The organism is Pseudomonas sp. GW823-FHT05G12 (assembly GCF_058795575.1).
Genome location: NZ_CM179501.1, coordinates 2,587,669 through 2,607,430, shown reverse-complemented (window position 1 = coordinate 2,607,430; position 19,762 = coordinate 2,587,669). Strand labels below are relative to the sequence as shown.

Genomic DNA, 19,762 nt, shown 5'->3' with positions numbered 1-19,762 from the left:
CCCCCCACCCTGCCCCTTAGCCTGTCACCACGCGCCGCCCCGCTGCGGCACGCACCCAAAAAGCACAAGAACAAACGTTGGTGACCTATGCAGACAGTAGATCCGATCACCCTTGCGGTTGTCCGGGGTGCGCTGGAGACAGCGCAACGCGAAATGACCCTGACCCTGGAAAAGACCGGGCGCTCCAGTGTGTTCAACCTGGCACACGACTATTCCAACTCGCTGTTCGACCACTTGCCGGAAATGATCCTGCAGGGCCAGGACATTCCCATCCACCTGGGCTCGCTGATACCGGCCATGAAATGCGTGGCCGAGTTCTTCGGCGACGACATCGCCGAAGGCGACGTGATCTACCACAACGACCCCGCCTACAAGGGCAGCCATATTCTCGACTGCTGCATGTACAAACCGGTGTATTACCAGGGCGAGCTGGTGTTCTGGACCGTCTGCAAGGGCCACCTGACCGACATCGGCGGCCCGGTGCCGGCGGGCTACAACCCCGATGCCAAGGAGATCTATGCCGAAGGCCTGCGCATTCCACCGGTCAAGCTGTGGGAAAAGGGCAAGCGTCGTGAGGACGTGATCAACTTCATGCTCACCAACATGCGCGCCCGCCCCTATCAGGAAGGCGACCTCAATGCCCAGTATGGCGCCTGCAAGGTCGGCGAGCGGCACTTGCTGGAGCTGCTGGACAAATACGGCGTGGCACAGGTGCGTGCCTGCATCGCCGAGCTGAAGAACATGGCCGACCGACACATGCGGGCGCTGTTGCGCGATGTGCCGGATGGTGACTACAGCGGCACCGCCGTGCTCGAAGATGCCGGCCACGGCCTGGGTGAACTGGCCATCACCGCCCATGTGCAGATCCGTGGCGACCAGGCCCATGTGCGCATCGAAAGCCCGCCGCAGGTGCCGTACTTCATCAATTCCTATGAGGGCAACTCGGTATCCGGGGTTTACCTGGGGCTGATGATGTTCGCCCAGGTGGCGCCGCCTTACAACGAAGGCCTGTATCGCTGCGTAACGGTCGATGCCGGCCCCAGGGGTACGCTGTGCAATGCCGAGGAACCCGCGCCCCACGTCAATTGCACCACCACGCCGATGGAAACCCTCGCCGATGCCGTGCGCACTGCGCTGGAACAGGCCTCGCCACAGCGGGTTACGGCCTCCTGGGGGCATACCAGCGGCATCAACATTGCCGGCCGCGACCCGCGCAACGGCAATAGCGAGTACGTGACGATGGTGCTGGCCTCGATCATTTCCGGTGCCGGTGCCAACAAGGTGATGGATGGCTGGCACGCCTGCGGCCCGCTGTGCTGCTTCGGGGCGCTGATGAGCGGTGACATCGAGCTGCTCGAACACGCTTATCCGGTGCTGATCCACCGCTACAGCCTGATGGCCGACAGTGGTGGCGCCGGTGAGTTACGCGGGGGTTCGGGCACCCGCCTGGAGATCGAGCCACTGGACCACGCCATGACCGTGGTCGGCTTCGGCGAGGGCCGCCAGTTGCCCACCGCTGGTGCCGCCGGGGCTCGCAATGCCCTGCTCGAGCCCAAACTGGGCCGGCTGATCCATCGCCATGCCGATGGCCGCGAAGACCACTACACGCAGAACCCCATGCTCACCCTGCAGCCCGGCGAACGCATCATCAACATCAACCCAGGGGGTGGTGGCTACGGCGACCCACTGCGCCGTCGGGTCGCAGCAGTACTGGAGGACGTGCGCAACGGCCTGGTCTCGCCACAAGGCGCAGCCCTGGAATATGGCGTGGTCCTCGATGCCGATGGCCAATTGGACGAAACAGCCACCCACCTTGCCCGCGCCCCGCGCTAACCGGAGAACACGCATGCGTAACCAATATCGCCTGGGCGTAGACGCCGGCGGCACTTTCACCGATTTCATCCTGGCCGATCGCGACGGCGGCGTGCAGCTGTTCAAGGCCCCCTCCACGCCGCAGGACGGCACCTTGGCCATTCGCGCTGGCCTGGCACAGATTGCTGACGCCACCGGGCGCAGCCCGGCCGAACTGATCGCCAACTGTGACCTGTGCATCAACGGCACCACCGTGGCCCTCAACGCGCTGATCGAGCGCACCGGGGTCAAGGTGGGCCTGCTGTGCACCGAGGGGCACGAGGACAGCCTGGAAATCCGCCTGGGCCACAAGGAAGAGGGCCACCGCTACGACGCCCACTACCCGCCGGCACACATGCTTGCCCCACGCCACCTGCGCCGCCCGATCGGTGGCCGAATCCTTGGCGATGGCCGTGAGCACAGCCCGCTGGACGAAGCCGCCATCCATGCCGCCATCGACTACTTCCGTGCCGAAGGCGTGCAGGCCGTGGCCATTTCCTTCCTGTGGTCGGTGCGCAACCCCAGCCACGAACAACGGGCCGCCGAACTGGTACGGGCTGCCCTGCCCGAGGTGTTCGTCTGCACCGGCTGCGAGGTGTTCCCGCAGATTCGCGAATACACCCGCACCTCCACCACCGTGGTCAACGCCTACCTCAGCCCGGTAATGGCACGTTACGTGGCGCGCATCGACAGCCTGTTTCAGGCACTTGGCGCACAGCAGCCAGTACGCTACTTCCAGTCCAACGGCGGGTTGGCGCCCGGGCACCTGATGCGTGAGCGCGCCGTCAACGCGATCAACTCCGGTCCGGCCTCGGCACCACAAGCCGGGTTGGCAGTAGCGAGGCCGTTCGGTATCGACAACGTCATTACCGTGGACATGGGCGGCACCTCGTTCGACATCACCCTGACCAACGCCGGACGCACCAACTTCAGCAAGGACGTGGACTTCCTGCGCCAGCGCATCGGCGTGCCGATGATCCAGGTGGAGACCCTGGGTGCCGGCGGTGGCTCCATCGCCCACCTGGACGAGTTTGGCATGCTCCAGGTCGGACCGCGCAGCGCCGGCGCCATGCCTGGGCCGGTGTGCTACGGCAAGGGTGGCCACGAACCCACGGTCACCGACGCCAACCTGGCACTTGGCTACCTGCCCGACGGCGCACTGCTGGGCGGCAGTATCCGCCTGAACCGCCAGGCCGCGCTGGACGCCATCCGGAGCACGATCGCCGAACCGTTGGGCATCAGTGTGGAACGCGCGGCATTCGGCATCACCACCCTGGTCAACCTGAACATGGTCAACGGCATCCGCCGCGTATCGATCGAGCGCGGTCACGACCCGCGTGACTTCGCCCTGATCGGCGCAGGCGGTGCGGCGGGCATGCACGTGGTGCGCCTGGCCGAAGAAATCGGCATGCACACCGTGCTGATCCCCAAGGTGGCCTCGGGCTTGTGTGCGTTCGGCCAGATCCTGTCCGACGTGCGCTACGACCAGCTCACCAGCCTGTCGATGCGCCTGGACGCCGGGCACGTCGACCTGGCGCAACTCAACCAGACCCTCACCGAACTGCGCCAGCAAGGCCTGGCCAATCTGCGCGAAGACGGTTTTGGCGACCAGGCCAGCAGCTGCCACTACACCCTGGAGATGCGCTACCTGGGGCAAATTCATGAGTGCAGTGTGGACCTGCAGCAGCACAGCCTGGACGAGGCAGGGCTGGCCGCGCTGGTCAGCCGCTTCCACAGCCGCCACCAGACCCTGTACTCGTACAGCGAACCCGACAGCCCGGTGGAGCTGGTGAACCTGGAGTGCTCGGTGATCGGCCACCTGCCACGCCCGCCGCAACCCGAGCTGCAGGGGCCGGCCGAGCCCCCCGCCCCCACCGCGCAATCCGTCCGCCCGATGCTGTTCAGTGCCGACGGTGAATGGCAGCCCACACCGGTGTTCAACGGCAACCACCTGTTGCCAGGGCAGACCGTGCATGGCCCCTGTGTGATCGAGGAAGACACCACCAACATTGTCCTGCCACCCGGCTGGCAGGCGCGCCTGGAGCCTTCGGCCACCTACCGGGTGACACGCGGGGGTTGATCTTGGGGTCGGCGCGCGCCGATCATGGGCCTGACAACCGCCCGGCAGTTTTGCGCTGCCGGGCGGTTCGTACAATAACAAGAGCTGCTTGAGTAGCTTGCCTGCAGTTCCTTTTTTCAATGCTGCCCTCTTTGAAAAAGGACCCACCATGCCCACAGAACTCTCGACCCACGGCTGGCCACAGCCAGAGCGCCAGGTACGCTGGGCCGAAGCCATCAGTGACACCTATTTTCCGCTGAGCCTTGAATTTGCTGCCGGACAGCCGTTCGATGGCCACCTGCAGCGCTGGAGTACGCCGAGCACACCGCTCAGCCTGTCGCGCCTGCGGTCCAGCCAGCTGGGTTACTCGCGCAGCAACGCGCACATCGGCCAGGACCATGAAGCGTTCTACCTGGTGACCGTGCCGCATGGCAGCGAGGTGCACTTTGAACAGGACGGCCACCAGATCAGTTGCAGCCCGGGCGGTTTCATCGTCGAGCGCGGCGATGCACCCTATCGCTTCCACTACGGCACGCAGAACGACTTGTGGGTGCTCAAGCTGCCCGAGCGCGCGCTCAAGGCCAACCTGCTGGGGCACAAGCGCTATACCCGGCATTGCTTCGATGCCCGTCAGGGCCTGGGGCGTATCTTCGTCGAGCAACTCGACCTGTGTGCCCGCCATTTCGACACCAGCCCCCCGGCAGCCCGGCATTTACTGCTGGAACAGGCCTCCGCCACCCTGCTGCTGGCCTTGCAACAGGATGAGCGCGTGCTGGGCAGCGAAGGCAGCAACCTCAGCACCCTGCACCTGACGCGGGTCGAGCAGTACGTGCAGCAAAACCTGGGTGACCCCGAGCTGTCGCCACAAACCATCGCCAGCGCCTGTGGGCTGTCGCTGCGTTATCTGCACAAGCTGTTCGCGATCACGCCCTACACCCTTGGCGAGTGGGTACGCCGTCAACGCCTGGAGGCCGTGCACCGACAACTGCTTGACCCGCATTGCCACCTGGCCATCGGCGAACTGGCATTTCGCTGGGGTTTTGCCGACCAGGCGCAATTCACCCGCGCGTTCCGCCAGCAGTATGGGTGCACGGCGAGCGAGGTGCGGGCTACGCGTACGCACTGATCACAACAACGGAAAATTGCCCGCTTCCACAGGGGCACCGTCGCGTTGGCTTGGCGGGCTCAATCCCCCGCCACCACATCCACCACTTTCCAGCTGTCGTCCGGGTCGAAGCGTTTCATCTCCTTCGCCAGCCTGTCGCCATGCGGCCCGAGGTCTTTCTCGAACACTTGGCCGTCATGGCTGATCATGAAGCTCATCACCCCGGTGTCGTCGTACCTGGCCGGCCAGGCGACCATGGCGAAGCCACGGCTCATCTGGTTGCCGATCAGGTAGCTGTAGGCACCGCCCGGGGCGGATGGGCCCTGTGCGTCCAGGATGCGGAAGTGGTAGCCATACCAGGCGTCACCGACCACATCCTGGCCGAACAGCGGGCCCAACGGGCTGACGTCACCGTCGCCATTGTCATCCCAATACAGCCCGTCATGCTTGCCCGGCTCGCTGAAAATCTTCTGTGCGTACTCCAGCGCACCATCTCCGTTGTGGTCCTGGGTGGCGTAGTCCATTTGCGCATCGTGATAGGCCAGCAGCGACTGCAGAACACCCAGCTCGTTGCGCCCGATGCGACGGGCGCGAATTTCGGCACTGCCCGCCTTGAGGTCGAAGCGCCAGCCCTGGCTGGTTCTGGTCAGCGGTATGGGCAAGGTCCAGTGGCCGGTGCCCACTGCCAGGATGGCCTTGCCCTCGCCTGACATGTCGATGCTGTGCTGTGCGCGATACTGCTCGAGAAAGGTATCCACATCGCTGCGTTGCACACCACCGCGCGGTATGTAGGTGCGCCAGTCATCGCCCAGCAACTGGGCCAGGCGGGCTTCATCAGGTTTTTCCTGGCCCAGCGCCGCGACAAAGGCTTCCACGGCCTTCTCCGGCGTTGGGAAGGCTTGCTGGGCAGCGGCCATGAACGACCAGGCCAGACCTGCCGTCAGCAGCAATGCAGCGAGTGTCGGGCGCTTCATCGACGGCCTCCTGCGCCGCGACGCGCGGGCGCACTGGGCCGGGAGATCGGGTGCCCGGCGGCACGCGACGCACCAGGCCGCTGAGCGAACGACTGGCTGGTACGGCCGCGGTTGGCCTGCGCGCTGGTGCGCGACGGTGAGCGCACGCCGTCGAAAGCATTGTTGCGGGCACGGCCTGCCGTATTGGCAGGACGGCTCTGCGCCAGCGGCCGCGCCTGGCCGTCGCCCTGCCGCCGTTGATTGGCCAGGTTGCCGTTCTGCTGGCGGCCTTGGACGTTGCGGGTTTCCTGCCGACGGTCAGTCGCCCGCGCGCCATCATCACGGGACGGCATGCGGTTGCCGTCAGGATTGCCTGCCTTGGCCTCGCGCATTTGCTCGCGGGCCTGACGGTTACTGGTAGCCGGCCGTTCGATACCTGCGCGGTCCATCGATGCCCTGGCTTTGTCTCGGGCCTGGGCCCGTTGGGCGTCGTCGCCGCGGAACGCGGTGCGCTGAGTGGCACCGTCCAGCTGGCGGCCGTACTGCTGACGGCTGCGAGAATCGCGGTATGGCACCCCGTCGCGGTTGGCGGCATTGTGCTGCCATTTGTTCTGGTTGTTGGTGATGCGGTTGTTGACGTTGAGGTTGTTGTAGCGGTTGACGTCAATGTCGATGTCATTGTTGTCCCAGTCGCAATCGCCCCACAGCGAGGCGACAATTGCCACGCCGGTACCGAAGGCCAGGCCGGCCACCAGCGCGGAACCGGGGTAGTACATGGGCGGCGGCGGGTAATACACCGGGGGCGAGGCAGGGTAGGCCCAGGTGCCATAGGTGGTGGTCGGGTTATAGCTAGGCACATACACCACTTGCGGGTCGGCCGGCTCGATGACGATGGTGGTGGGCGGGCTGCTGGCCGCTGCCCCTTGGGTGCTACTGCCGCTGGCGGCTGGCGCAGGTGCGGTCTGCACGGTTACGTTCTGGTACTGGCTGCTCTGCAGATTGCCGGCAGCCTGCGCCTGGTGGCGCAAACGCTGCACGCTGCCCATGACATCATCGGACTGAGCGAGGAAAGCATCGCCCAGGCGCTGCACCCAGACCGGGTCCTGGCCAAGCGTTGCCAGCACCTGCGGGAAGGCCACCAGTGCCTGTACGCTAGGGTCCCAGGGCTGCTTGGCCACTTGCCTGACTGCATCGTCACCGGTGGCCTTGGGGTTGGCCTTGGACCAGGTCACGGCCTCATTGACCTGCCCCGGGTAGGTTGACGCCATCAGCACCTGAGCCAGCAACTGATCAGGGTACAAGGCAATGGGGGCCAGCATCTGGTCCAGTTGCTCCTGGGAGAACACCGGGTCCTTGGCCACGGGCGTGGCAGCGGATGGCGCCGGATCCGGCGCGGGCACGTCTTCGGCCAGCACCAGGCCCGGGGCAGCGCTCAGGCAAAGCAGTGCCGACAGGACAGCAAACAATGGCATGCGCATCGCTTATCCCCACAAGGTCAGACCGCGTGGGTTAAGGGTAGCAATGGCGGTGCTTTTGACCAGACGAGACGACGCAAACTTTTCGCGCTTCAACGGTGGGATGGTTGATGCGTTCGAGTCTATAGGTGGGCTTCGCCGGAACCGTCGATAGTCACTATCGAGCAGGGCAATTTCTACCGAACACTGTGGCCGCATAACCTAGCGCCATCCCCACGCTGCTTCCTAGACTGCCCTGGAGCTAACCGATGAATACCTTGGCCCGCCAGCTGTCCGCCACCCTTGTCGCTTTTGCCATCGCCGTGATCAGCGGCTGTGCCAGCCACCCTGAACTGCGCCCGTACACCGCCGAGGAAACCCGCCAGTTGCAACTGGAAGCCTTACAGCGCCGCGGCCTGTCGCTGGACAATTACGAGCAGCAACGGCGGGTCATCCTGCGTGCCGGTAACCTGCCTGCCGTGACCGAAGCTGCCGACGCTGAACCTTCAACCAAAGGCTGAACGGGCTAGCCGGCGGTTCCCTCCCTCCACTTGCGCAGGTATCCTCTACCGCTCAACCGCAAGCCTTCCAGGACGGAGACCATGATCAGGCCCCTTCTGTTGCTGAGTGCTGCACTGCTTTTAAGCCCCGCGTCGCAAGCCCAGCAGATGAAACGCCAACTGGGCGATTTCGACTTCACACTCGGCACCACCCCCTCACGCAGCATGGCGCAAGGGCTTATCTCACCCAGTGCCGTTGGCGCATTCCATGGCGGGCTCGACCTCAGCCACCCCAATGGCTGGTACCTGGGCCAGTACGCCCCAAGCATGGGCGTCACCCCCGACTCGACCCTGCGCCTGGACAGCTACCTGGGCTACAAGCACCATTTCGACAGCAGCCTGGGCTATGAGGTAGGGTTGATCCATTACAGTCAGCCCAATATCGCAGGCCCCGACAGCTACGCCCTGTATGGGGGGATTTCGGTGCTGGGCAGCCGCTTCGGCGGGGCGCTGCGCGACAACCCCGACAACCGCACGGGCACGCTATTCGCCGACTTCGGCCATCTGCCGATGTTCGACGTCGACTTCACCGTCAAGCTCGCCCACCACCGCCTGGGCACGCCGTTCACCATTGGCGATGGCAGCCAGGTGAATACCTTTTCCGATTGGTCACTGGAGCTGTCGCGGCCCTGGCTGGGCATCGACCTGAACCTGATCTACAGCAACTCCAGCCTGAGCGGCGCGAGCTGCGATGCCTATTCGGGCATCAATACCTATTGCGACAGCGTGGTCACACTCAAGGCCCAGCGCAGCTTTTTTTAACGGCGCGGCGCCAGCGCCAGGGCAATACCGCCCAACACCACCACACAGGCGATCAACAAGCGCAACGACACCGGTTCGCCAATCAGGGCAACACCGCCCAGGGCGGCAATCACCGGCACACTCAGTTGCAGGGTCGCCGCCTGTTGCGCACTGATCTGCCTGACCACGCCATACCAAACGGCATAGCCTGCGCCAGAAGCCAGCACACCGGAACCCAAGGCATACAACAAGCCAAGTGGCGTGAGGTGCGGGCCGGCACCCAGCAACAGCATCGGTAGCAGCAGCACCAGGCACGGCAAGCTGCGGGCAAAATTGCCGGCAGTGTCGGCCAGCGGCCTGGGCGAGCCTTTGCCCAGTAGCGTATACACCCCCCAGGCCACACCGGACAGGGCCATCAGCAAGGCACTGGCCAACGGCGGCGCGGACACGCCGGGCAACAGCAGCACCAGCAGGCCGGCAAAGGCAATCAGCATGCCCAGCAGCATGCGTACAGTGATCTGTTCGCCCCTGTACCACGCGAAGCCGAACATGGTGATCTGCACGGCACCGAACAGCAACAACGCCCCTGCACCTGCGCCCAGTTGCAGGTACGCCGCAGAAAACAGGAACGCGTACAGGAACAGGGCCAGGCCGCCCCACCAACTGCCACCCATGGCCTGCACCGGCTTGCGCAGGCGAATCAGCAACAGCAGAAACAGCGCGCCACTGGCCAGGCGTACCATGGTGAAGGATACCGGGTCGATGGCCCCGTCTTTCAGCGCCAGCCGGCAGAACACCGAGTTGGCGGCAAACGCCACCAGGCTGAAAAGGGCAGGCCAAAGCCAGGCGCTGGTCTTGCGGTCAGTAAGCGTGGTCGTGCCTGTACTCATGGTGTGGTCACCTCTGAGTGGGATTGTTGTTATAGCGGCATTTAGTCAGGACCGGCACCGATATACAAGGAGGAATCCACCGTGGAGGATGGCACCGGCTACGCCGGTGTTCGCGGGTAAAGCCGGTCCTACGGGCGACCGCGCTGGCTTTTCAGGTTTTGAGCAAGACAGTTGCTTCCACCGGTACAGCGCGTACCTAAAACTTTCGCGATCCTATGCATGGCCCCGCCCACACACCAATTCGCTCTGCGGGCTGTCTGAAACCTGACTAAACGTAGACATACGCCCCCCTACTGCTGCAATAGAGTAATCAGACACGCAGACCACTACGACATTAATCAGAGCGCCAACTGGTAGACTCCCTCTTACTACGAATTCTTTTGAGAGCATGTGAAACAGTATCTGCAACCCTAACAACAGCTGAATGCGTCGGCTGAATTTTACTATCCTTAAGCGCTCTCCGCACATTAATCCCTGCAGCCATAGCATCGATCGTAATGGTTCGCAGCTCACGAGACTTCTCTAGATCCAAACCCAAAAAAACATGCCTACTCTCAGCATTGAAGCTCCTAAGTTCTTCAATATCGGTGTTATCAAGCTTCTGGCGCCTATAGATCCAGGAGTCCGAAGCCACCGTGCCTTTTCCTGCTCTCATACCAGCCATCGAGGATGACTTTACCTGACCAGAGCTTGATGCCTGACCACGCTGCAGGCTGCCTTGTACGGGTGCGCCTGAGGTGTTCCAACCCGGCTGCCCATTCAATATGTCTTGCACTGTTTCATCCATGAGCGATGACGACATGTAATAGCCTTCGCTACTACGTCTTGGCCTTTTTTCAACCCTCCCCGACACAATGCGATTCATCTTCGCCTCTGACTTGAGCCCGGGCAGGCTGTTTGACCTCAATCTTGGTGAATGCCCATCGGGGTCACTGAAGTTGACCGGGTCGTCCATACAGTAGGCATAACAGTTCAATCCACCTGCGCCAAAGGGGCTGAAACTGTCCGGACTGTGAAAACGCATCAAGGCAGGGTTATAGCTGCGATAGCCATTACCGAGTAAATACTGGCTGTTCACCAGCAAGTGACCATTGAATGCTGGCCGGTGCGGAGGAATGTCATGGGGGGTGTGATAGCCATAAGCATTGTAGGCAACCGACTCCCCCTGCGCCTGAGACTTGACCACGACCACGGTCTGCACTCCGTCTGTAGCCAATAACGCCGTGCGTGTAGATTCTTGCTCTAGCCGCGTTTCGGCTACTATCTCTGGTTGCGCTCTAACGCACACCATGGCTGATGTACCCGATAAAGCTGTATGAACTTTACCCTGTTGCAAGAAAAAGTGCGTAGTTTTGTCAGAGTCGACCATCTGTTAGCTCCCGCATGTCGCTCTGAATCTTAGGCGCTGATGGAGATAAAACAACTGGTAAAACTAACAGGGCACTGCCTTATGGCACCGGCTACGCCGGTGTTCGCGGGTAAACCCGCACCTACGGGCTACCGCGCCGGCTTTTCAGGTTTTGAGCAAGACGGCGGCTACTGCTTCGATCTCCACCAGCATGCCGTCCAGCGCCAGTCGGGGCACCGGTATCAGCGTGCAGGTCGGTTTCATGTGCGCCCCCCAGGCCCTGTCGGCCTCGGCCACCCATTGGTGCAGGCGCGCTTCGGAGTGCTCGACAATCAGCAGGGTCAGCTTGAACACCTGGGCCAGGCTGGCACCTTTCGACGCCAGGGCCCGCTCCAGGTTGGCCAGCGCCTGCCGGGCCTGTTCGGCGAACACGGGTGACAACTGGCCCTGGCTATCCTCCCCACCCTGACCGGCGATGAACAGCAGACGGCTGTCAGCGCGCACTTCGGCGACATGGGAGTAGGCGTTGCCACTGGGGTCGTAGAGGCCTTCGGGGTTGCTTAGCTGGAATGCGCTTGATGAGGTCACGACAAGCCCTTGCTCGGTTGGAAGAGCGCCGGAGTATCAGACCTTAAGCTAACTCGAGGTCAAGCACGAAGTAGGGCATTTCGTACAAAACACCGTCATGTCGGAACCACGCGTGTGTTTGCGCAGTGGCTGTCAGGCCGTAGGCTCTGTACGAAAAGTCTTGAGACGCAGGTCAGGCAAGGCGAAAACAGCCGAGGAACGGCCGGGGTCGCGCCCGACTGTACTGGAGTACATGAGCATTCCGAGGCTGTTTTCAACGCAGCATGAACAAGTATCAAGGCTTTTCGTACAGAGCCTAGTGTGGTGTTTTGCAAATACGGCCAATAACTCGCGAGCGATTTTTGCGCTCAGGCAAGGCGTCGCGACGAGTCGTAGCCCAGCTACGGCGAGGAGCGACAACGCCGCATGAGCGCAAAAAGCGCCGCGAGTTATGGTCGTTATTTGTGAAACACCACACTAGATTGCAAAGCCAGGCATGGAGGCCTTTAACCAACAAGGAAAAACCGATGAGCAAATTTGATTTTCAGCTGGCCTATACCATCAAGCCGCACAGCGCTCCACGCGATGAAACCGATGCGGCACAGGCACGTCTGCACCTGCGGGAAAAGCTCGGCCTGGACACCGTCGAGCACATTGAAACCACGCTGCTTGGCATGATCACGCTCAATGGCACCACCCTCGCTGACCGCAAGCGGGAAGCTGAAAAGCTGGTCCGCGATTACATCCATGACGCGCTCAAGGAACTGCGCGTACTGTCCACCGTGAAGTTCTACGGCTGCCTGATGGTGGACGGGCTGGGGCCAGCCATGCGTTTCGACATCCTGCCCAAATGACCCTCGACGGCCTCGGGCGCCCCCGCGCCCGAGGCCGCAAACCGTCATTTTTCCTGCAGCACCGCCCTGCCCTTCACCGCCCGCGGCCCGCGCCAGGCCCAGAACAGCAAACCGGGGAAGGGTGCGTAGACCACGAAGACGATCCACAGCATCTTGCGCTCGGCGCGCCGTTCACTGCCGATGATGTGCCAGATGGCCCAGATCTCCAGCAGAATGACCAAGGCTGCGATGATGATCCAGATCGTACCGATTTCCATGAGCGCTCTCCCAATGGCATGTATTGGATTGGGTTGCTGCAAGCGCTGAGGGTTCAGATTGATTTGACTCACCGCGCCTCTTTGCAGGCGCGGCGAAAAGGCCTTATTGCCGTGGTGCATTCTCCAGCGCAGCCTTCAACGCCGCTGCATCGGTGAACGCCCGCTGGCTGACCAGCACGCCCTGCTGCAGTTGCAACCACTGCACCTGGCCCTCCTGCCCGGGGTAACGGCTGGCCACTCGCCCATCACGGTCGAGCAGCACCCGGTAGCTGTAATCGCGCATGGCCGGGACAGCGAAGAGTTTGCTGATCAGCGCAGGCATGCGCTGAATGTCGGCCACGAATACAGCGGCGCGTGCTTCCAGGTAGCCCTTGGGCTGCTCGGCCAGTGCCGCCTTGACCAGCTTGGCACCGTCCATATCGCGCGCCACCAGCAGTATCTGCGTGTCGGCAGCAAGGCTGTAGGCCTGGTCGTACTGGTCGAGCAGTGTGAACGGGGCAAGCTTGTCGCCCTGCTCCAGGGCGTTGGCCAGCAACGGCAACAGGCTGAGCATCACTACAGCGGCATATCTCATCAGGGGTATCCTCAATGACGGGAGGTCAGCATAGCGGTAAAGCGCCAGGACAGGCAGGTTTGCCTGAACACGACCTGTAATACGACACAGCCACCGGGGAGATTGTCTTTCCTCCGGGCACCGTCCACACTCTGCGGGCCAGCCAGGAAGCGGAGTTCAGAGTGCCCACGCCACGCCAGTTCAGCCAAAAGACCAGCACCAGCAACATGCTACGGCTCAAAACAAGCAGCGCCAATGCCCAGGCGCCCTATCGGGTCGATTTTATCCTGCTCGAACACTTCTCGATGGCCAGTTTCACGGTGGCCATGGACGTACTGGTCACGGCCAACCTGCTACGTGCCGACAGCTTCCGGTTCACCCCGCTGTCGCTGGACGGCGACCGGGTGCTCAGCGACCTGGGGCTGGAACTGGTGGCCACCGAGCTGTCCGCCGCGGCGCTGAAGGAGCTGGACCTGTTGGTGGTCTGTGGCGGCTTGCGCACACCACTCAAGTACCCGGAACTCGATCGCCTGCTGGACGATTGCGCGGCCCACGGCATGGCCTTGGGCGGCTTGTGGAACGGCGCCTGGTTCCTTGGCCGTGCCGGGGTGCTGGACGACTACGGTTGCAGCATCCACCCCGAGCAACGTGCCAGCCTGTCGGAGCGCAGCCCGCAAACCCGCATCACCCCGGCCAGCTTTACCCTCGACCGTGACCGCCTCAGCGCCGCCAGCCCCAATGGCGCCATGGAGCTGATGCTGGGCCTGGTACGCCGGCTGTATGGTGATGGCCTGGCCGAAGGTGTCGAGGAAATCCTGTCATTCTCCGGTGCGCGCTACCGCCAGGTGGGTCCTGGGGCGAAGAAGTCCATGAGCCTGCACCTGCGCACCATTGTCGAGCTGATGGAGAACAACCTGGAGGAAACCCTCAGCCTCGACCAGCTGGCCGCCTACAGCGGGCGCTCGCGGCGGCAGATCGACCGCCTGTTCCAGGCCCAGCTGGGCACGTCGCCCCGGCGCTATTACATGGAGCTGCGCATCACCAAGAGCCGCCGGCTGCTGCAGTATTCCGACCTGTCGGTGATGGAAGTGGCAGTGGCCTGCGGGTTTGTCTCGGTGTCGCACTTCAGCAAGTGCTATGCGGCGTATTTCGGCTACCCGCCGTCGCGCGAGCAACGGCTGGGCGAGTGACCGAGGCCCTTTGAGCCAGCCCAGGCGCTCGAGCAATCTCAGGTACGAGGCTCGAGCTGGATATACCGCAACACCGCATCACAGATCATGGCTTTGTGGCGCAGCTTTATTTGCTCATCAGACAGGTCGATCTGGAAGATCTCGCCAAACGTATGGCGGTTCGACACCCGGTAGAAGCAGAACGAGCTCATCAGCATGTGCAGGTCGATGACCTCGATGCCGGCGCGGAACACGCCTTCCTGAACGCCACGGCGCAGGGTGTTGCCCAGGGCCTCCAGCACCAGGCTGCTCATTTCGCGAATGGCCGGCGACTGCTTGACGTACTCGCCATAGTGGATGTTTTCGGTGCAGATGATGCGCACGAAATCGACGTTGCGGTCATGGTGATCGAAGGTGAACTCCACCAGCCGGCGGATCGCCTGCTCAGCCGGTAACGACTCCAGGTCCAGGCTCTGTTCGGTCTTGCGGATATCCCCGTACAACTTCACCAGGCACTCGCAATACAGCTGCTCCTTGCTGCCGAAGTAGTAGTAGATCATGCGCTTGGAAGTGGCGGTGCGTTCGGCGATGGCGTCGACGCGGGCGCCGGCCAGCCCTTGCTGAACGAACTCGTTGATGGCGGCCTGGAGGATGTCCTCGCGTGTTTTCTCAGGGTTGTTCTTGCGCGTTTTGCGCACCCCTTCGGTTTCAGGCTGGCCGAGGCCGACTACGGAATCACTCATACCCACTCACAGGCTGTTTATTGGAATGCCGGGATTATCCGTTAGCGCGGCCATGCAGGGAAGCACGCTGTTGGTCGGGTAGCCATGATGCCTTGGGCTCGAGCAGCGCGGTCAGCCTGCAGGCACTGATCATCAGCCAGGCGCACAGTCAGTTACGCTGGGCAGTCGCGGGCGCCGGCGCGGGCGTCAGGCGCAGCACGCGGTTACGCCCACCTTCAGCGAGCAGATAACCCCCGATACCATCGGCGATGATCGCCTGCGGAGCCTTGAGGAAAGTCAGCACCGTTTGCTGGCTGCCATCGGCATCGATGCGCAGCAGGCGCGCACGGTGTGTGTTGTCCTCGCTGATCCATAAGCCACGTTGATCACAATACAAGAATGTAGGGTTACGCAGACCGTCGACCACCACCGGGTCGCTGCCATCGTCGGACAGGGAGCGGACCCTGCCATTGGCCTTTTCGGTGTACAGCAGGCGGCCGTCGCTGCAGCGGGTCAGGCCTTCGGTTTCGGTCAGGCCGGACCGCAGTACATCCAGCTGCCCGCTGCTCCAGTCATAGCGCATCAGGCGACCATTGCCCTTGCGGTCTTCGATGGCATAAAGATAGTTGCCTTCGTTCCAGAGGCCTTGCACGCTCTCGCCGTCGAACAGCTGGGTGACCTGGCCATCGCGGGACAGGCTGACAGGTGCCAGGCCACCTTCCTGGCTGAACACCCAGCCGCCCTGCGCCGCGACCATACCGTCGGGCTTGGACAGGTTATCGATCAGCACGACGCGCTCGCCCGTAGCCGTGATCTTGAGGATGCTGCCCCGGCCGTCATCCAGTTCACGGCTGACCAGCAGGCTGCCATCCGTTTGCGGTAACAGCGAGGCGGCTTTGGTTACGTCGCGATGCAACACCTCAACATCCCAGCCGGTAGCGGCCTGAACCGGGTAGAAACTTTGCCACGCGAAGAAGCCCAAGGTGGCCGCGAGCAGGCCGGAGGTGGCAGTCAAGGCGATGCGGGCGCTGCGCTTGCGCAGGATGTGCGGCATGAAGGGGGCTCCTCGGAATCGTTGCGGATCCTAGCAAGCGAATGTGAAAAAAATGTCGAAAGCTGCACAAACGGGTGCTGCAGGACCCGCCGATCTCAGCCCATGGCGCCTCCAACAACGATAGGCACCCCGCTACTAAAAACAAAAGGATATAAAAATAACTAAACAATCTAACAAACTGGAATATATAAATTGAAAGCCAAACGCCACCTCCTTAGTCTGGGCAGATCGCCTCTCACCCGATTCAAGGAGCAATGCCTATGCCCAAACATGCCTTCTCACCATTACGCCGTCTGCTGATCGGCGGTTTACTGGCCAGCGTCGCCAGCGCCCTGCTGCCCTGGTCCGAAGCCATTGCCGACGACGCCAGGACACTGCGCATCGGCTACCAGAAATTCAACAGCATCAACATCCTCAAAGGCAGCGGCGCCCTGGAGAAGGCCCTGGCACCGCAAGGTGTGAAGGTCAGCTGGCATGAGTTCGCCGCAGGCCCCCAGCTACTGGAGGCACTGAGCACCGGCGCCATCGACCTCGGCCACGCAGCCGATGCCCCCTCGGTGTTCGCCCAGGCCGCCGGCAAGCCTGTGGTCTACCTGGCCGCCGAACAACCCTACCCACGCGGCATTGGCCTGGTCGTGCGCGAGCAGGACCACCTGGCCAGTGTGCAGGACCTGAAAGGCAAGCGCGTGGCCACCGGCCGCGGCTGGAATGCCCAATACCTGCTGGCCGTAGCCCTGCAGCAGGCTGGCCTCAGTTACAAGGACATTACCCCCGCCTACGTCAACAATGCCGCCGATGCCGTGGCCGCCCTGCAATCGGGCAGTGTGCAGGCCGTAACCCTTTGGGACCCGTTCCTCGCCGCCGCAGAAAGCCAGCCAGGGTTGAAAAACCTGCGCGACGGCAGCGGCCTGTCCAACAACCGCACCTTCTACCTGTCCACAGCCCGCTATGCCGACGAGCACCGTGCACTGCTGAAAACCTTCTTTGCCGAGCTGAGCAAGGTCAGCCAGTGGGCCAACGCCAAGCCCGCCGAAGTGGCCGCGCTGCTGGCACCGCAGCTGGGGATCAGCACCCAGGTGCTGGAAGTGGCCAGCGAACGGCGCAACTACAACGCCGTCGCTATCACCCCGCAGATCGTTGCCGAACAACAGAAGCTGGCGGACACCTTCCAGGGCCTGGGCCTGATTCCACGCAAGCTACAGGTGGCCGAAGCGGTCTACCCGGCTTCCGTGTTGCCTTGAACGGAGCGCGCTGACCATGCCTCGCCCGATCCGCTTCAACGCCTTCAGCATGAACGCTGCCAGCCACCAGTCCCCTGGGCTGTGGCGCCATCCGCGCAACACCAGTGTGGCGTTCAACCGCCTGAGTTACTGGACCGACCTGGCCCGCCTGCTCGAGCGCGGCCTGTTCGACGCCCTGTTCATCGCCGATGTGCTGGGTATCTACGACGTCTATCAAGGCAGCCCGCAAGCCGCCCTGCGCGGTGGCGTGCAGGTGCCGGTCAATGATCCGCTGCTGCTGGTGCCGGCAATGGCCGGGGTGACCGAGCACCTGGGTTTCGGTGTCACCTTTTCGCTGACCTACGAACACCCCTACCCCTTCGCCCGGCGCATGTCCACGCTCGACCACCTGAGCAATGGCCGGGTCGGCTGGAACATCGTCACCGGGTATCTGGACAGCGCTGCGCGCAACCTCGGCCTGGCGCATCAACTGGGCCACGACCAACGCTATGACCTGGCCGAGGAATACCTGCAGGTGCTGTACAAGCTGTGGGAGAAAAGCTGGGACGACGACGCTGTGCTGCTGGAGCGTGAAAGCGGGCGCTATATCGAACCCTCGCGGGTACACCCGATCAACCATGTGGGCGAGCACTTCCAGGTGCCCGGCATGCACCTTTGCCAGCCGTCGCCGCAACGCACCCCGGTGTTGTTCCAGGCCGGTGCGTCGGCACGCGGCCAGCAGTTTGCCGCACGGCATGCCGAATGCGTGTTTATCAGCGGGCCGACGCCGACGGTGCTGCGCCGCTACGCCGACGGCATCCGCCAGGCCTGCGAAGCGGCCGGGCGTGGCCGTGACGAAGTGCTGATCTACGCCCAGGCGCTGTTGATTGTCGCCCCCACGCGGGAAGAAGCCGAGGCCCGCTTTAACGACTATCGCCGCTATGTCGACCTGGACGCTGCCCTGGCGCTGCTGTCAGGCTGGACCGGTATCGACTTCGCCGGCCTCGACCCCGATGCACCGATCGAGTACGTCGAGAACGATGCTGGCCGTGCTGCCCTGGCAGCCTTTACCGCCGCCGACCCCACTCGCCGCTGGACCGTACGCGAAGCCGCCGAGTTCGTTGGCCTCGGCGGTCGCGGCCCCGTGCTGATCGGCGCTGCCAGCGAGGTGGCCGACCAGCTGGAAACCTGGCTGGACCATACCGGAATCGACGGTTTCAACCTGACCTACGCCGTGCAACCGGACGACCTGGCCAATGTAGTCGACCTGCTGGTGCCCGAGCTGCAACGGCGCGGCCGCTACCCGCTGAGCTACACCGAGGGCCCCCTGCGCCACAAGCTGTTCGGCCGCGGCGGCCAGCTGCCCGAACGGCACGTTGGGCGCCAGGTCAGCATTCAGCGATCAAATACCGGGTATTCCAACATTTAATTTGTGGATGCCACGCACTCGACCCTATTCTGTGGCCACATCCCCTGCGCCGCACCGGCCGGTGCGGTTCAAGGCATGGGGAGAGAACAACAAGTCGAGATCGTCCATGTCGAACCATTCGTACTTCGCCCCCCACGGTGGGCACCCGGCTCAAACCGAGCTGCTGACTGACCGTGCCATGTTCACCGAAGCCTATGCCGTCATCCCTAAAGGCGTGATGCGTGACATCGTCACCAGCCACCTGCCCTTTTGGGACAAGATGCGCATGTGGGTCATCGCCCGCCCGCTGACCGGTTTTGCCGAAACGTTCTCCCAGTACATCGTCGAACTGGCCCCGGAAGGCGGCAGCGAGCGCCCTGAGCTGGACGCCGATGCGGAAGCCGTGGTGTTCATCGTCGAAGGCGAACTGGACATCACCGTCGAAGGCAAACACCACACCCTGGTACCTGGCGGCTACGCCTTCCTGGCCCCGGGCGCCGAGTGGAGCCTGCGTAACAACAGCAAGTCCAACGTCACCTTCCACTGGCTGCGCAAGCACTACCAGAAGGTTGAAGGCCTGGACGTGCCGGAATCCTTCGTCACCCACCGCGACAACGCCACCGTCATCGAGATGCCGGGCACCGAAGGCCGCTGGAAAACCACCCGCTTTGTCGACATGGCCGACATGCGCCACGACATGCACGTGAACATCGTCACCTTCCAGCCCGGCGGTGTGATTCCGTTCGCAGAAACCCACGTGATGGAACACGGCCTGTACGTGCTGGAAGGCAAGGCAGTGTACCGTCTGAACCAGGACTGGGTCGAAGTGGAAGCCGGCGACTTCATGTGGCTGCGCGCCTTCTGCCCGCAAGCCTGCTACGCCGGCGGCCCAGGCAACTTCAGCTACCTGCTGTACAAGGACGTGAACCGTCACGTACACCTGACACTGAACCCTAAGCGCTAAGCCCAGGCTGATGCCCGCAAGCCCGCCAACCTG

The 19,762-nt window shown here is 62.9% G+C and carries 19 protein-coding genes; 10 read left to right on the top strand and 9 right to left on the bottom strand.

Annotated features, from left to right (window positions below):
- The first annotated feature begins 153 nt into the window (after positions 1-153).
- The 3 genes from capB (at position 154) to AC3RCM_RS11830 (ending at position 5,036) form a co-directional block, all read left to right on the top strand.
- A complete protein-coding gene (gene capB / locus AC3RCM_RS11840) occupies positions 154-1,833 on the top strand; it encodes a caprolactamase subunit beta (protein ID WP_492629687.1) in 1,680 nt (559 codons plus the stop codon).
- Positions 1,834-1,846: 13 nt separating this feature from the next.
- Positions 1,847-3,931 (top strand): caprolactamase subunit alpha, encoded by a 2,085-nt coding sequence (capA, locus tag AC3RCM_RS11835; RefSeq protein WP_457251022.1) that lies wholly within the window; start codon positions 1,847-1,849, stop codon positions 3,929-3,931.
- Positions 3,932-4,079: 148 nt separating this feature from the next.
- Complete coding sequence (locus AC3RCM_RS11830; RefSeq protein WP_492629623.1) at positions 4,080-5,036, top strand: AraC-like ligand-binding domain-containing protein; 957 nt, start codon at positions 4,080-4,082, stop codon at positions 5,034-5,036.
- Positions 5,037-5,095: 59 nt separating this feature from the next.
- Here AC3RCM_RS11830 and AC3RCM_RS11825 read toward each other — a convergent pair whose 3' ends face one another.
- Complete coding sequence (locus AC3RCM_RS11825) at positions 5,096-5,989, bottom strand: DUF2950 domain-containing protein (RefSeq protein ID WP_492629622.1); 894 nt, start codon at positions 5,987-5,989, stop codon at positions 5,096-5,098.
- A complete protein-coding gene (locus AC3RCM_RS11820) occupies positions 5,986-7,446 on the bottom strand; it encodes a DUF3300 domain-containing protein (protein ID WP_104887742.1) in 1,461 nt (486 codons plus the stop codon). Before AC3RCM_RS11820 ends, AC3RCM_RS11825 begins: the two co-directional genes overlap by 4 nt.
- Positions 7,447-7,691: 245 nt before the next feature.
- Here AC3RCM_RS11820 and AC3RCM_RS11815 point away from each other — a divergent pair, with 245 nt between their 5' ends.
- Together AC3RCM_RS11815 and AC3RCM_RS11810 are read left to right on the top strand one after the other, a co-directional pair.
- Positions 7,692-7,943, top strand: a complete 252-nt coding sequence (locus AC3RCM_RS11815) for a hypothetical protein (RefSeq protein WP_104887743.1) — start codon at positions 7,692-7,694, stop codon at positions 7,941-7,943.
- 81 nt (positions 7,944-8,024) lie between these two features.
- Positions 8,025-8,744 carry a TorF family putative porin gene (locus AC3RCM_RS11810; RefSeq protein ID WP_003247889.1) on the top strand — a complete coding sequence of 240 codons (720 nt, stop codon included), beginning with the start codon at positions 8,025-8,027 and terminating at the stop codon, positions 8,742-8,744.
- Here the strand turns inward: AC3RCM_RS11810 and AC3RCM_RS11805 are convergent.
- From AC3RCM_RS11805 to AC3RCM_RS11795, 3 genes are all read right to left on the bottom strand, one after another.
- Positions 8,741-9,613 (bottom strand): DMT family transporter, encoded by an 873-nt coding sequence (locus AC3RCM_RS11805; protein WP_064493376.1) that lies wholly within the window; start codon positions 9,611-9,613, stop codon positions 8,741-8,743. The two genes, AC3RCM_RS11810 and AC3RCM_RS11805, sit on opposite strands and share 4 nt — an antisense overlap.
- Positions 9,614-9,947: 334 nt before the next feature.
- On the bottom strand, positions 9,948-10,982 hold the full coding sequence (locus AC3RCM_RS11800) for an RHS repeat-associated core domain-containing protein (RefSeq protein WP_104887744.1): 1,035 nt from the start codon (positions 10,980-10,982) through the stop codon (positions 9,948-9,950).
- 144 nt (positions 10,983-11,126) lie between these two features.
- A complete protein-coding gene (locus AC3RCM_RS11795) occupies positions 11,127-11,549 on the bottom strand; it encodes a RidA family protein (protein WP_064493375.1) in 423 nt (140 codons plus the stop codon).
- A 506-nt stretch (positions 11,550-12,055) separates the two neighbouring features.
- On the opposite strand from AC3RCM_RS11795, the gene AC3RCM_RS11790 reads away from it, so the two are divergent.
- Positions 12,056-12,382 (top strand): hypothetical protein, encoded by a 327-nt coding sequence (locus AC3RCM_RS11790; protein ID WP_003247879.1) that lies wholly within the window; start codon positions 12,056-12,058, stop codon positions 12,380-12,382.
- A gap of 44 nt (positions 12,383-12,426) precedes the next feature.
- Here AC3RCM_RS11790 and AC3RCM_RS11785 read toward each other — a convergent pair whose 3' ends face one another.
- Positions 12,427-12,639 (bottom strand): PLDc N-terminal domain-containing protein, encoded by a 213-nt coding sequence (locus AC3RCM_RS11785; protein WP_003247877.1) that lies wholly within the window; start codon positions 12,637-12,639, stop codon positions 12,427-12,429.
- A 103-nt stretch (positions 12,640-12,742) separates the two neighbouring features.
- The gene (locus AC3RCM_RS11780) at positions 12,743-13,213 is read right to left on the bottom strand and encodes a hypothetical protein (protein WP_004577024.1); all 471 of its coding nucleotides are present in this window, start codon (positions 13,211-13,213) and stop codon (positions 12,743-12,745) included.
- Between the two features lie 161 nt (positions 13,214-13,374).
- Between AC3RCM_RS11780 and AC3RCM_RS11775 the strand changes: the two genes are divergently transcribed.
- A complete protein-coding gene (locus AC3RCM_RS11775; RefSeq protein WP_004577025.1) occupies positions 13,375-14,382 on the top strand; it encodes a GlxA family transcriptional regulator in 1,008 nt (335 codons plus the stop codon).
- A gap of 38 nt (positions 14,383-14,420) precedes the next feature.
- Here AC3RCM_RS11775 and AC3RCM_RS11770 read toward each other — a convergent pair whose 3' ends face one another.
- Together AC3RCM_RS11770 and AC3RCM_RS11765 are read right to left on the bottom strand one after the other, a co-directional pair.
- Positions 14,421-15,104, bottom strand: a complete 684-nt coding sequence (locus tag AC3RCM_RS11770; protein WP_004577026.1) for a TetR/AcrR family transcriptional regulator — start codon at positions 15,102-15,104, stop codon at positions 14,421-14,423.
- A gap of 148 nt (positions 15,105-15,252) precedes the next feature.
- Positions 15,253-16,137 carry an NHL repeat-containing protein gene (locus AC3RCM_RS11765; protein ID WP_064493374.1) on the bottom strand — a complete coding sequence of 295 codons (885 nt, stop codon included), beginning with the start codon at positions 16,135-16,137 and terminating at the stop codon, positions 15,253-15,255.
- 260 nt (positions 16,138-16,397) lie between these two features.
- On the opposite strand from AC3RCM_RS11765, the gene AC3RCM_RS11760 reads away from it, so the two are divergent.
- The 3 genes from AC3RCM_RS11760 (at position 16,398) to AC3RCM_RS11750 (ending at position 19,729) form a co-directional block, all read left to right on the top strand.
- Positions 16,398-17,378 carry an aliphatic sulfonate ABC transporter substrate-binding protein gene (locus AC3RCM_RS11760; RefSeq protein WP_003247868.1) on the top strand — a complete coding sequence of 327 codons (981 nt, stop codon included), beginning with the start codon at positions 16,398-16,400 and terminating at the stop codon, positions 17,376-17,378.
- Between the two features lie 16 nt (positions 17,379-17,394).
- A complete protein-coding gene (locus AC3RCM_RS11755) occupies positions 17,395-18,786 on the top strand; it encodes an LLM class flavin-dependent oxidoreductase (RefSeq protein ID WP_060545452.1) in 1,392 nt (463 codons plus the stop codon).
- Between the two features lie 106 nt (positions 18,787-18,892).
- A complete protein-coding gene (locus AC3RCM_RS11750) occupies positions 18,893-19,729 on the top strand; it encodes a bifunctional allantoicase/(S)-ureidoglycine aminohydrolase (protein ID WP_003247865.1) in 837 nt (278 codons plus the stop codon).
- The last annotated feature ends 33 nt before the right edge of the window (positions 19,730-19,762 follow it).